13 protein-coding genes are annotated in these 11,815 nt (G+C 72.5%); 9 read left to right on the plus strand and 4 right to left on the minus strand.

Going from position 1 to position 11,815, the window contains the following annotated elements:
• The first annotated feature begins 28 nt into the window (after positions 1-28).
• Entirely contained in the window at positions 29-643 is a 615-nt protein-coding gene (locus tag ACFYYR_RS23520; RefSeq protein WP_388856826.1) for a flavin reductase family protein, read from the plus strand.
• Positions 640-1,974 carry an NAD(P)/FAD-dependent oxidoreductase gene (locus tag ACFYYR_RS23525; protein ID WP_388856829.1) on the plus strand — a complete coding sequence of 445 codons (1,335 nt, stop codon included), beginning with the start codon at positions 640-642 and terminating at the stop codon, positions 1,972-1,974. Before ACFYYR_RS23520 ends, ACFYYR_RS23525 begins: the two co-directional genes overlap by 4 nt.
• A 233-nt stretch (positions 1,975-2,207) precedes the next feature.
• Here ACFYYR_RS23525 and ACFYYR_RS23530 read toward each other — a convergent pair whose 3' ends face one another.
• The gene (locus tag ACFYYR_RS23530) at positions 2,208-2,597 is read right to left on the minus strand and encodes a hypothetical protein (RefSeq protein ID WP_388856832.1); all 390 of its coding nucleotides are present in this window, start codon (positions 2,595-2,597) and stop codon (positions 2,208-2,210) included.
• 263 nt (positions 2,598-2,860) lie between these two features.
• Here ACFYYR_RS23530 and ACFYYR_RS23535 point away from each other — a divergent pair, with 263 nt between their 5' ends.
• The 3 genes from ACFYYR_RS23535 (at position 2,861) to ACFYYR_RS23545 (ending at position 5,802) form a co-directional block, all read left to right on the plus strand.
• Positions 2,861-3,619 (plus strand): helix-turn-helix domain-containing protein, encoded by a 759-nt coding sequence (locus ACFYYR_RS23535; protein ID WP_388856835.1) that lies wholly within the window; start codon positions 2,861-2,863, stop codon positions 3,617-3,619.
• A 377-nt stretch (positions 3,620-3,996) separates the two neighbouring features.
• Positions 3,997-4,755, plus strand: coding sequence for a BTAD domain-containing putative transcriptional regulator (locus ACFYYR_RS23540; RefSeq protein WP_351513511.1), 759 nt, complete (start codon positions 3,997-3,999; stop codon positions 4,753-4,755).
• A 192-nt stretch (positions 4,756-4,947) separates the two neighbouring features.
• Positions 4,948-5,802: a BTAD domain-containing putative transcriptional regulator gene (locus ACFYYR_RS23545; protein ID WP_388856838.1), complete on the plus strand. Its 855-nt coding sequence runs from the start codon at positions 4,948-4,950 to the stop codon at positions 5,800-5,802.
• A gap of 119 nt (positions 5,803-5,921) precedes the next feature.
• Here the strand turns inward: ACFYYR_RS23545 and ACFYYR_RS23550 are convergent, their stop codons facing one another.
• The 3 genes from ACFYYR_RS23550 to ACFYYR_RS23560 form a co-directional block, all read right to left on the minus strand.
• Complete coding sequence (locus ACFYYR_RS23550; RefSeq protein ID WP_388856840.1) at positions 5,922-7,052, minus strand: MAB_1171c family putative transporter; 1,131 nt, start codon at positions 7,050-7,052, stop codon at positions 5,922-5,924.
• Between the two features lie 2 nt (positions 7,053-7,054).
• A complete protein-coding gene (locus ACFYYR_RS23555) occupies positions 7,055-7,438 on the minus strand; it encodes a hypothetical protein (RefSeq protein ID WP_388856843.1) in 384 nt (127 codons plus the stop codon).
• A gap of 213 nt (positions 7,439-7,651) precedes the next feature.
• Entirely contained in the window at positions 7,652-8,116 is a 465-nt protein-coding gene (locus ACFYYR_RS23560; RefSeq protein WP_388856846.1) for a helix-turn-helix domain-containing protein, read from the minus strand.
• A 209-nt stretch (positions 8,117-8,325) separates the two neighbouring features.
• Here ACFYYR_RS23560 and ACFYYR_RS23565 point away from each other — a divergent pair, with 209 nt between their 5' ends.
• From ACFYYR_RS23565 to phzG, 4 genes are all read left to right on the plus strand, one after another.
• Complete coding sequence (locus ACFYYR_RS23565) at positions 8,326-10,173, plus strand: BTAD domain-containing putative transcriptional regulator (protein ID WP_388856849.1); 1,848 nt, start codon at positions 8,326-8,328, stop codon at positions 10,171-10,173.
• A gap of 81 nt (positions 10,174-10,254) precedes the next feature.
• Entirely contained in the window at positions 10,255-10,743 is a 489-nt protein-coding gene (locus tag ACFYYR_RS23570) for a PhzA/PhzB family protein (RefSeq protein WP_388856852.1), read from the plus strand.
• Positions 10,744-10,748: 5 nt separating this feature from the next.
• Positions 10,749-11,081: a hypothetical protein gene (locus ACFYYR_RS23575; RefSeq protein WP_388856855.1), complete on the plus strand. Its 333-nt coding sequence runs from the start codon at positions 10,749-10,751 to the stop codon at positions 11,079-11,081.
• Positions 11,078-11,698, plus strand: coding sequence for a phenazine biosynthesis FMN-dependent oxidase PhzG (gene phzG, locus ACFYYR_RS23580; protein WP_388856858.1), 621 nt, complete (start codon positions 11,078-11,080; stop codon positions 11,696-11,698). Before ACFYYR_RS23575 ends, phzG begins: the two co-directional genes overlap by 4 nt.
• Positions 11,699-11,815 lie beyond the last annotated feature (117 nt).

Here is an 11,815-nt window from a genome sequence, read left to right on the forward strand (position 1 = left end):
CCCAGCGGCTTCAGAAAGGAGCCCGGTGATGCGCCAGGCCACCGCCGGAGCACCCCCCGGCGAACCGGACGCGCCCACCCCGTCCGACGCGTCCGACGCGCTCGCCGTGCCGGGCGTCGGGGAGGCCTCCTGCCGGGACTTCTACGCCCGGCTGGCCTCCGGCGTGACGGTGGTGACCGCGCAGGGCCCGGACGGGCCGGCCGGCAGCACCGTCTCGGCGGTGACCTCCCTCTCGGCCGACCCGCCGCTGCTCCTGGTCTGCCTGGGCACCGGTTCGCGCACCCTGGCCGTGATCCAGGAGCAGGGGTGGTTCGCCGTCAATCTGCTGGCCGCGTCGCAGCGGGCACGCGCGGAGCTGTTCGCCGACCCCCGGGCCGGCGCGGCCGAGCGGTTCGCCGGCACCGGTCACCACCAGGTGCTCGGCGTCCCCGTGCTGGCGGACACCCTCGGCTGGTCGGTCTGTTCGGTGGAGGACCTGCGCCGCTACGGCGACCACGGTCTGCTCGTGGGCCGCATCGCCGCGGCACACACGGCCCCCGGAGCTCCGCTGCTCTGGCACGACCGCTCCTTCCACACCCTCGAAGGCCGGGGCGTGCCCCGCTCCGCCCCGCCCGCACCCCGACCGCCCCTGGAGGCACCATGACGCGGCCCCCGGCCGGCCGGCCCTGCTGGCCCGGCGACGACTCCGACCCGACGGCCCAGCCCGGCGCCGCACCGGCCGCGCCGCAGCGGGTGCGCGGGGTGCTGGAGGCGGACGTGACCGTGGTCGGCGCCGGGCTCGCCGGCCTCTCCACCGCCTACCACCTGGCCGAGCGCGACCCGTCGCTGGACGTGCTGGTGGTCGACGCCGAGGGCCCCGCCGCGGGAGCCAGCGGACGCGGCACCGGGCTGCTCGGCCCCCGCGTCGGGCCCCCCGTCGACCGGGCCGTACGCCGCTTCGGCCCGGACACCGCCCGCCGCATGCACCTGGCCAGCACCGAGGCGGTGGAACGGGTCCGCGAGCTGTGCGCCCGGCTGGGCGTGCCCACCGGCCCCCGGGACGGCGAGCAGCTCGTGGCCACCCGCACCGCCGACGGGCTGGCCACCCTCGCCCGGCAGGCCGCCGCCTACCGGCAACTCGGCCTGGACGTACCGGTCCTCTCCGCCGCCGGCATCCGCGACCGGCTGGACGTGCCGTACCACGCCGGACTGCTGTACCGCGCGGCCGGCCTCGACCCGGCGGCGCTCAGCGGCGCGCTGGCCCGCGCCTGCGCCGCCAAGGGCGTTCGCTTCCTCGGCAACAGCCCCCTGCTCACGCTCCGCCCCGGCGAGACCGCCGCCGACACCCACCTCGTCTTCCCCGGCGGCACGGTGCGCACCCGGAAGGCGGTCCTCGCCGTCAACGCGGCGGCGGGCTCGCTGGGGCTGCCGGTCGGCACCGTGCTGCCGCTGCTGGTCCACGCCGTCGCCACCGCGCCGCTGCCCGCCGGCACCCGGGAGCTGCTGGGCGGCCGGACCGGCTGCGCCCTGATCGACGCCCACCCCCTGGCCCCGTACTTCCGGCTCACCCACGACGGACGGCTCGTCCTGGGCGGCGGCCGTCCGCTGCTCCCGCCGGTGTCCGACGACTCCGGCTCGGCCGCGGTCTGGGCGGGGCTGGAGGAACGGCTGCGCCGGCTCCACCCGGCCCTCGCCGACGCCGAGGTGACCCACCGCTGGGCGGGCCGGATCGGGATGACCTCCGACGGCCTGCCGGTCGTGGGACCGCTCGCCGACCGGCCGGACGTCTGGTACGTGGGCGGCTGCTGCGGGCACGGCCTCGCGATGTCGGTGGCGCACGGCGCGCATGTGGCCGAGGCGCTGACCGGCGGCACCCCGGAGCGGCTGCCCTGGCACCGGTCCCGGGCCCCGCGGCTGCCGCTGCCCGCCCCCGCGCGGCCGCTGCTGCGCGCCGGTCTCGGCCTGATGGAGCGGAGCGCCCGGCGCGCGGCGTGAGGTGCGGGCCGCGGCACCGGGCGTGAGGTATGGATCGCGAGCACCGGGCGTGAGGTGCGCGCCGCGGGCAGGGGCCCCACCGGCTCGTGCCCGGGTGAGGGCGGGGCGTGCACCTCGCGCCCCGCGCGGGCGCAGGGCGTACACCCATGGGCCCGCGCCGGCTTGCCGGTCCGGGGAGGCGGGGCGCGGACAGGTGCCCCACCTCGGCTCGTGGGCCCCGGCCCACCCGGACCTCAGGCCTCCTTGCGCCAGACCAGCACGGCCGCCACGGCCAGCAGCGCGAGCGCCGCTATGTCGATCCCGGCCACCCGCATGGTGGCGCTGTTGAGCGCCGGGCCGCCGGAGGCGAAGAGCAGGAACGTGCCCATGCTGACCCCGCCCGCGACCATGGCGGGCACCCGCAGCGAGGGGATGAACGCCGCGCAGAGCAGGCCGATTCCGACCAGCCCCAGCAGCACCGCGCGGTGGCGCAGCAGCACGGTGAGGTCGGCGGAGTCGGCGCCGTCGATCGTGATGCCGTACGCGGTGGTGATCCGGGACGGCGCCAGCGCGACGAAGCCGGGCAGCAGGTTCACCGCGCCGACGATGACCAGCAGCGCCGTGGTGAGACGGTCGATCCACATGATGTCGTCTGTCCGTTCGCAGGAAAATAGTTTCGTGGACAATCAGTGCTGTTCGCAGGAAAACAGGAATGTTCAGTGAAGTTCACGCATGTTCAAGGGGGCGCGCGGAGGAGTCGGCCGGGACGCCGAACGGGAAGGCGGCACGCACTCTCCGACGCCGCGGAGCCCGCCCTCCGGGTGGACGACGGGAGTGCGACGACACGCCCTAGCATGCCTGCATGCAACCGGCCCTGCTTTCAGAAACGTGTCGTGACCAGGCCGCGTTGTGGCTGTGGCCGGGCCAGGCCCTGTACGTCGGCCCCTCGTTGCAGCTGGACATCCACTCCGGCGCGGTGAGCTGCCTGGCCGTGGGCGTCGACGCGGAGTTCACCGTCGAGCCGGAACACGGCCCCCGGCAGCGGGCCCGGACCGCACTGGTGGCGGCCCGGGTCCGGCACCGGATCGTGGCCGGCGGCTCCCGCATGGCGTTCTGCTACCTGGACCCGGCGTCGGCGCGGGAACGGGCCTGCCACCGGATGATGCGCGGCGGCCCGGACGTGGCCCGGGACCACGAGCACGAGGCCGAACTGGTGCGGCTGGCCGCCTCCCTGGAAGGGGACGTGCCGATTCCGGACGCCCGGCGGTGGCTGGACCTGGCGGGCCCGGACGGCCTGGCCGGAAGCCGGGACCCGCGCATCCGGCGGGCCGCCGACCGGCTGGCCGGGCCCGCGGGGCAGCGGCTCGCGGCCAAGGAACTCGCGGCCGAGGCCGGTCTCTCCGTCTCGGCCTTCCTGCGCCTGTTCCGCGCCGAGACCGGCACCACCTTCCGCCGGTACCGGCTGTGGGCGCGGATGCTCCGGGCGGCCACCCTGCTGGAGACCTGGCCCGATCTGAGCACGGCCGCCGTGGAGTCGGGATTCGCCAGCCCGTCCCACTTCAGCAGCGCCTTCCACGCGATGTTCGGCCTGCGCCCCAGCGCGCTGTTCTCCCAGCGTGTGGCGATCAGCGTCGCCGGGCGGCCGGAACCCATTACTCGAAAGTAGCCATACCGGTACCCGCCGCACCACGGTCCTCCGTCGCCGCCGACGACAAGCGGACGACAAGAAACGTGGGCCAGGATGCGAACGAGGGGGAGTTTGACCATGGACGACGGTTTTCCGGGGGAGAGTCTGATGCGCATGGTCTCGGGCACGTCGAACGGGCACACCGGTGTCCTGCGGCCCGCCGAAGCACGCGTCGGATGAGACAGGGGAATCCGGAGCGGGGCACCCCACTGCGCGATGCGGGACCCGCCCGGCCACGTACTACGACCCGTTCCTGAATTTCCGGCCGTTGTTCTGTTTCCGTATCGCCGACAGCGTGGTTTCGTCGCCACGCAGTACGCATGGTTCGACCAGAACTCCGTAAGGGTGGACGCTCGATGAAGATAGATGTTCTCGGACCTCTGGAAGTCAGTGACGACGGAGTTCCCGTGCGGATATCCGGCGAGAAGCTGAGGGCCATCGTCGCCGTCCTCGCGCTCTCGCCCGGGCGCCCGGTGTCCCGGAACGACCTGATCGACGAACTGTGGGGTGAGGAACCGCCCCGCAATGCCGAGAACTCACTGCACGGCCACATCGCCCGTCTCCGCCGCGTGCTCGCGGCCCGCAGTGGAAAGCCCGACCTGCGCGAGATCATCGAGACCTCGCCCTCCGGGTATGCGCTCATCGACTCCATCGAGGTCGACGCCGCCCGTTTCGAAGAACTCGTCCGGCGCGCCGAACTGCTCGGCGACGACGCCTTGGGAGCGGCCGCGGCGCTGCTCACCGAGGCGACCGAGCTGTGGCGCGGTCCGGCGCTGGTCGACACCGGTCACGGGGCCATCTGCCGCATGGCCTACACCCGGCTCCAGCAGACCCGGATCACCGCCTGTGAGAGGTTGTTCGACGTCCGGCTGAAGCTGAACCAGCACCGGTCGCTGATTTCCGATCTGGAGCAGATGCACGCCATGCACCCCTACCACGAGCGGTTCTGCGCCCAACTCATCACCGCCCTCTGCCGGTCCGGCCGCCAGGCGGACGCACTGGACGCGTACAGCCAGATGTGCGAACGCCTCTCGCACAGCCTGGGGCTGGACCCGGGCCGCGAATTGCAGAGCAAGTTCTACGGAATCCTCCGCCAGGACCCGGCGCTCCTCTGAACGGGACCGTGCCCGGCCCCGAATCCGCAGGCACCGCGGCGTGTAGCATGCGAACGGTTGATCAGGACCGGCCACGTCCTGTGCCGACCGAGCCCCCGCACGACCACGATCTGTCCCCGCCAGGACTTTGCGAACACGTCCTGGACCTACTCGTGACCGTACGAGGATTGAAAAAGAAAAATGAATGCGCCGATGTACTCGTTAGCCGTGCCGTGCGAGCGGACCGGTCCCCGGCTCCCGCTGGAATTCGGACTGTTGGGGCCACTGGTCGCGTGCTCCGCGAACGGAGCCCTCGACCTCGGGCCGCCCAAGCGGCGCGTGCTGCTGCTCCGCCTGCTGCTGGAGCGCGGGCACGCCGTACCGCTGGAGTCGCTCTGCGACGATCTGTGGACCAGCCGTCCACCACGCGGGGCCGTCTCCTCGGTCCACGCCCACATCAGCAGACTGCGCGACGCACTGGAGCCCGAACGTCCGCGTCGCGGCAAGACGAGCGTGCTGGTACGGGAGCCGATGGGGTACGCCCTGCGGGTGCCCGCCGAGGCACAGGACGCCGTCCGCTTCGAACTGGCCCTGGGCCGGGCCCGCCGGCTGCTCGGTGAGGGACGCGTCGGACCGGCGCGCCAGGAGATCGACAACGCCCTGGCGCTGTGGCGGGGAGCGGCGCTCGCCGACGCCGTCGACCACCCCTTCGCCGCCCAGGAGGTCATCCGGCTCGAAGAGGCCCGTCTGCTGGGCCGGGAGTTGCGGGTGACGATCCTGGTGCGCGAGGGCAACCTGGAGGAGGCGATGCTGTCGGCCGAGGAGCTGACCGCCGGCCACCCGCTCCGGGAGGTCACCTGGGAACTGCTCATGCACGCCCTGTACCTGTCCGGCCGCCCGGCCGAGGCCCTCCAGCGGTACGCGAAACTGCGCGCCCTGCTCTCCGAGGAGCTCGGCATGGACCCCGGCCCCCGCCTGCGCCGCCTCCAGACCGCCATCCTCCGCCAGGACGACAGCTGGCTCCACGCCCTGGGCCCCCCGGTTCCCCCGGCGCCGCCGGGGGCCTGACCGCGGGACCCGGGACACCGGGCACACGGCCGAGGGCGACCCCCAGGTCGCCCTCGGCGTCCGCTCCGTCACCGGGGCGGGGCGCCGGGGCAGCGGGGAGCCCGTCAGCCGTGCCGTGCTCACCCGGCGCCGATGGCGTCGGAGAGCAGGATGAGCTGGCGCACGTCGTCGTTCATGCTGTCACTGCCGGGCAGGGCGATCGGGACCGCGCGGGGCGGAGCGGGGTCGCCCGCGGCGTGCGCCCTGAGCGCTTTCCGGAGATGCCCGGCGATCACCTCCCGCGGGAGCTCGTCCAAGGGCGCCCCCAGCGACCCGAGTTCGGCGAGACGAGGGCTGAGACGTACGAGGCCGTCACGGCACTCGATCACCCGCCGGTAGTAGCGGCGGTGGGTGCCGAGCCGACGGCGCGGCATGCCGCGCAGGCCGGAGTCCACCGCCGGTTCGAAGGCGTCCTCGGGGAAGGCCTCGTGCAGTGCCGCCCACAGCGGCGCGAGCCGGTGGTAGACCCTGCGGTGCCGCCACCACTGGCGGACGGCACGCAGCCGGTTGGCGGTGCCCGGATAGAGCACCCCGATGACGAAGAACGGAATCGCCACCGCATCGAGCAAGAACTTCGCCCCCAGGATGATCACGAGCGGGACGTCGCCGCCGAACCACCGGACCACCACCAGGGCCTCGCGCACCGCGCTCGCCGCCACCATGGCCGCCAGCGCGATCGCCACCAGCCACAGGCCGCGGGCCAGCGGTCCGGCCGATCGCCGGGCATGGCGCCAGGTCCACCACAGGGCCATGCCCAGCGCGTAGCAGAGGTAGAGCCCGGCCAGGGAGTAGAACGCGGCGACTCCCGCCACCTCCATGTCGGCGGTGGTGTAGACATGGCCGCGCTCGCCGGGCGGGGTCGCCGCCATGGCCAGGGTGATCAGTACGGCGGTGCCGCCCATCGGGATCAGTTCGAGCCGGGCCCGTCGGCGTCCCTTCTCCTGGTCCGCGACGGAGTGCAGGTAGAAGCACATCAGCCAGTAGACGGTGCCGAACAGCAGCACGTTCTGCAGCAGTTTGGCCGTCCCGGCGCCGAGCGCGCCGTCGGCGATCCGGGTGACCGCCGGATGCCCCAGGGGGAACGACAGCGTGGCGCAAACGAGGCAGTACGTCACCGCCTGCAGGAGTCTGTCGTGCGGCGCCCGGACGAGTTGGGAGGCCTTCCAGGCGAGCGCGAGGAGCAGGATCGAGCCGAGGAGCGGAGTCAGCATGTCTACAGCCAGCCCTGCCGGTCGCCCAGTGCCGCCTCGATGCGATGGGTCGAGGAGTCGGCGGTCAGCCGCGGCCGGGCATCGTTGAGCATGGCCCACTCCATGATGATGGTGGCCGTCATCTCGGCCTCGCGCTCCTGTTCCTCGTCGTAGGAGGTGCGCCCGAGTGCGCCGGCGACGACCTCGGGGGACAGGCTGGGCATCAGGGCCGCGAGGGAGCCCGCCCCCTCGCTGTTGTGGTGGCCGCCGATGATGTGGCCGATCTCGTGCATGACGATGTGGTCCTGGTGCGCCTTGCTGGTCTCCCGCTGGTGGACGATGTAGTCCGTCTTCGGAGTGGCGATCCACAGGCCCGAGGGGCCGGGAACGGGGAGGACGTACGGCATCAGCCGAATCGGGCGGCCGCGGCGCTCGCCCAGGAGTCTGCAGAGGGTTTCGACGTCCAGGGGAGGCCGTACTCCGAGTGAACGGAGCTCGCGTTTGCACCGCCGTCGAAGCTCGCGTTCCTTCACCGGCTGCCCACCCCCTTGCGCTTCGCCTTCGCCTGTGACCATCTAAGAGTCGGACAGGGGCGGGAAACAGAGCGAATCAAGTCATGATCAGGATGACTCCGTGAGGCCCGGAGTCCGGGCGCCCTCCCCTGAGCCGCCGGTCAGGCCCTCCAGCGCACGGACTCTTTCGATCAGTTCGGTGATGGTGTCGAGACTCTCCGACGACAGCCCGGCGGCGCGCAGGGCCACGTGCTGCACCTGGGAATCGCGGAGCGCCGAGAGCAGTTCCAGCTCCGCGTGCACCGTGACGGCGACCTTGTCGTCGAAGAAGTAGGCCGGCGGGACACCGAAGAACTTCGCGATTCCTTCGAGGTGTTTGAGCGTCGGGTTGTCCCTGCGGCCCCTCCGCAGCAGCCAGATGTAGCTGCCGGAGATGGGGATGCCGGCGTCCGTGATGGTGCGGGCGACCTCCTCGGTGCTGTGGGGGCCGCGACCGGCCGGCAGCACGGTGTTGAAGAGATGATTGAGCTTGTCGGCCAGTGTGAGCGCCGCGCCGCTGCCTGAGCTGACCAAGTCCGCCTCCCCTGCTCGCCACGCAATGTATCCGGATCCGTCATATCAGTCGATGGCGGATCGATGCTCTGTTGACAGCGTTTGGTGCCAGGACTAGCGTCCCGGCGCGTACCGATCTTCGACTCACGTTGGACAGCGCGCCCGCCGAATGAACTTGAGTCGATGGGTGGCGATGCTGTGCCCGGGGACATGGTCAGACGGGGGAAGGCATGGAACTTCGCGTACTCGGACCGATAGAGGCTCTGGAGGGTGGCCGGGCACGGGTGCTCGGCGGAAAACGGCCGAGAACCCTGCTGGCGGGTCTTGTGCTGGCCGGGGACCGCGGACTGTCCCAGCGCGAGATCCACCGGGCCCTGTGGGGAACCGCGCCCCCCGCCACCGTACGCGCTCAGGTCCACACCTACATCTCCCGGCTGCGCCGGCTCCTCGGCGGCGAGGTCGAGTTCCTGCGCAAGCCTGACGGATACGCGCTGCGGCTGCGCGAAGGCACCGTCGACTACCGGGAGTTCATGCGGTTGGTGGCGCAGGCCCGTGAAAGCGTCGGGCAGGGCCGGCCGGCGCAGGCCTCCGCCCTGTTCGCCGCTGCCCTCGGGCAGTGGCACGGCCGCGCTCTGACCGGTGCCACCGAGTTCCTGGACGAACAGGAAGGGGGGCGGCTGGAGGAGTTACGGCTGTCGGTCCTGGAGGAGAAGGCCGACGCCGATCTCGGCCGCGGTCTCGGCCGCCAGGTCGTCGACGAACTCACCGCGCTCATCGAGCAGTTCCCCTTCCGCGAGCGGCTGCGGTCCCAGCTCATGACCGGCCTCTACCAGTGCGGCCGGCAGGCCGACGCCATCGCCGTCTACCAGGAAGGCCGCGCCGTCCTGGTGGAACACCTCGGTGTGGAGCCGGGGGAGGAGCTCAAGAGCACCTTCCAGGCCCTGCTCTCCGGCACCCTGTCCGTCCGGCAGCCGGGACCCCAGACCCCTTCCGCGCCGTCGCCCCCCGACAGCGGGGGCTGCGCCGCACTTCCCCCCGATCTGCTCGACTTCACCGGGCGCGGCGCCGAGCTGGCCCTGTTGCGTCACTGGCTCCTGGCCGTCGACTCCGGCGCCCCCACCGGGCCGATCGTGATCACCGGCATCGCGGGCAGCGGAAAGAGCGTGCTCGCCGTCCGGGCCGCCCACGACCATGCCGGGGCGTTCCCCGACGGACGGTTCCTCGTGCGCCTGCGCGATGCCTCCGGCCGGCCGCGCCCGCTCACCACCGTCCTCGACGAACTGCTCACCGCCATCGGCGAACCGCCCGTGCCCCGGAACGGAGTGGACGGCCGGCTGCGGCTGATCCGGCAGCGGCTCGCCGAGGGGCGGCGGCTCATCGTCCTCGACGGCGCCGGAGCCGACGCCCCGGTCGATGCCCTGGTCTCCGGCTGCGGGCGCAACCAGCTGCTGATCACCGGCCGCCCCCGTTTCGCCCATCTGCCCGGAGTCCGGGTCCTCGCCCTCGGCGCTCTCCCGCAGAGCGAGGCCGTCGCCCTGCTGACCGGAATCACCGGCCGCACCACCGCCGCGGGCGGTGACCCCGCCGCCGTCGAGCGCCTCGTCCGCCTCTGCGATCTGCACCCCGGCGCGCTGCGCGCCCTTGCCGCCCAGCTCACCGCGAAGCCTCACTGGACCCCGGACCGCCTGGCCGACCGGCTGGCCGACCCGCGCCGCAACGTGCTCGAACTGCTCCGGATCGGTGACCTCGACATCGGCGACTCCCTCCGCCACCACTACGCCGAACTGCCCGACCCGCTGCGCGGGGCACTGCGCCGGCTCGCCGTTCTCCGGGCACGCACCGTCTCCGTCCCCTCCGCGGCGGCCGCTCTGGGATGCTCCCCCGACGAGGCCGAGGACCTCCTCGAACAGCTCGTCGACGCCCATATGCTCACCGTGACCGGGGTCGAGGACGACGGCAGCTTCCTCTTCGGCCTCTCCGGACTGCTGCTGCGCGTCCTCACCGACGAAGTGGAACGTGCCGAACGGGAAAAGGTACGGGCCGCGGCCGGCCGCCGTGAATGTATAGCCGCGATATAGCACCCACCGTGCTCCGTATAGCGGCGCTTCGCATGATGGCCACCAGCGACCGACTCACCCCGTACGTCGAAAGGACACCACGTGTCTGACGCAGCAACGGACCACGGGTTCACGGATTCCGCAGAACTCCGGCGCATCAACCGGGCGACGGTGGAGAAGTACATGCACACCACCGGCCAGGAGCGCCTCGAGCGGCACCTGCTCTTCACCGAGGACGGAGTGGGCGGCCTGTGGACCGCCGACACCCCCGGTCCCATCGCCATCCGCGGCCGTGACCGGCTCGGTGAGCACGCCGTCTGGTCCCTCCAGTGCTTCCCGGACTGGGTCTGGTACAACATCGAGATCTTCGAGACGCAGGACCCCGGCGTCTTCTGGGTGGAATGCGACGGCCAGGGAAAGATCCTCTTTCCCGGATACGAGCCGGGGCACTACCAGAACCACTTCCTCCACTCGTTCCAGCTGGACAACGGGAAGATCCGTCTGCAGCGGGAATTCATGAACCCCTATCACCAGCTGCGGGCCCTGGGCATCGAGGTGCCCGTGATCCGGCGGGAGGGCATCCCCACATGAGGGCCATGATCGCTTGGTGGGATCTGGCCGATTCCACCCAGACCGTGGAGAGCCTGCGCTCCTTTCTCCGCGACGAGGCCGTCGAGGCCTGGTCCGACCAGCAGGGCCTGGTGCTCAAGCTCTGGATCGCGGACGACGAGCACAACCGGTGGGGCGCCGTCCTGCTCTGGGAATCCGCCGAGGCGGCCGCACCGCCCCACCCCCGCAGCGCCGCCGAACTGATCGGCTATCCCCCCACCCACCGCACCTGGTTCGACATCGAGGCCAGTGTCGAGGGCCGTCACGGGCTCTCCTCACTCGTCGGCCTCGGCCGGGCCCTGGAGGCGCAGAAGCCATGACCACGTCCCCCACCACCGGTGCGGGTATGGAGCCCGCCGAGTTCCGGATACCGCCGCCGCACCCCGTGCCGCTGCTGCGCGACTGGCTCGGCGACGCCCGCGAGCGCGTACGCGAGCCGGGCGCCATCGCCCTGGCGACCAGCGACGCGGAGGGCCGGGCCTCCAGCCGGATCGTCCAGCTCAACTCCCTCACCGACACCGGCCTGATCTTCACCAGCCACCGCGACAGCCGGAAGGGGCGCGAACTCGCCGCCCGGCCCTGGGCGGCCGGTGTCCTCTACTGGCGCGAGACCGGCCGGCAGATCACTCTCGAGGGACCCGTCGAGCAGCTCACCGACGCTGCGTCCGACACGCTGTGGGCCGCCCGGCCCGTCACCACGCACGCGATGTCCGTCGCGTCCCGGCAGAGCGAACTCCTCGACGACGTCGAGGAGTTGCGCGCCGCGGCCGAACGGCTGTCGGCTCTGGGTCCGCTGCCCCGGCCCGACGGGTACGTCGGCTACCACCTCGCCGTGCACACCGTCGAGTTCTGGGAGAACAGCCCGGACCGGCTCCACCGCAGGCTGCGCTACGACCTGAAGCACGGACAGTGGTCCTCCGCGAGGCTGCAACCGTGACCCGGACCCCCGTGGTGGGGGGGGGGGCCCCCGCCCCCCCCCCCCCCCCCCCCCCCCCCCCCCCCCCCCCGCCCGGGGGCGGCAGCCGCCGGGCCGGCGAAGCGCCGACGCGGAGAA

This window comes from Streptomyces sp. NPDC001922, from assembly GCF_042891165.1.
GTDB lineage: Bacteria > Actinomycetota > Actinomycetes > Streptomycetales > Streptomycetaceae > Streptomyces.

What these genes read in the sequence shown, in the direction of transcription:
- ACFYYR_RS23520 (WP_388856826.1), top strand. Translation starts at nt 29, where the DNA reads ATGCGCCAGGCCACCGCCGGAGCACCCCCCGGCGAACCGGACGCGCCC.
- ACFYYR_RS23525 (WP_388856829.1), top strand. Translation starts at nt 640, where the DNA reads ATGACGCGGCCCCCGGCCGGCCGGCCCTGCTGGCCCGGCGACGACTCC.
- ACFYYR_RS23530 (WP_388856832.1), bottom strand. Translation starts at nt 2,597, where the DNA reads ATGTGGATCGACCGTCTCACCACGGCGCTGCTGGTCATCGTCGGCGCG.
- ACFYYR_RS23540 (WP_351513511.1), top strand. Translation starts at nt 3,997, where the DNA reads ATGAAGATAGATGTTCTCGGACCTCTGGAAGTCAGTGACGACGGAGTT.
- ACFYYR_RS23545 (WP_388856838.1), top strand. Translation starts at nt 4,948, where the DNA reads ATGTACTCGTTAGCCGTGCCGTGCGAGCGGACCGGTCCCCGGCTCCCG.
- ACFYYR_RS23550 (WP_388856840.1), bottom strand. Translation starts at nt 7,052, where the DNA reads ATGCTGACTCCGCTCCTCGGCTCGATCCTGCTCCTCGCGCTCGCCTGG.
- ACFYYR_RS23555 (WP_388856843.1), bottom strand. Translation starts at nt 7,438, where the DNA reads ATGCCGTACGTCCTCCCCGTTCCCGGCCCCTCGGGCCTGTGGATCGCC.
- ACFYYR_RS23565 (WP_388856849.1), top strand. Translation starts at nt 8,326, where the DNA reads ATGGAACTTCGCGTACTCGGACCGATAGAGGCTCTGGAGGGTGGCCGG.
- ACFYYR_RS23575 (WP_388856855.1), top strand. Translation starts at nt 10,749, where the DNA reads ATGATCGCTTGGTGGGATCTGGCCGATTCCACCCAGACCGTGGAGAGC.
- phzG (WP_388856858.1), top strand. Translation starts at nt 11,078, where the DNA reads ATGACCACGTCCCCCACCACCGGTGCGGGTATGGAGCCCGCCGAGTTC.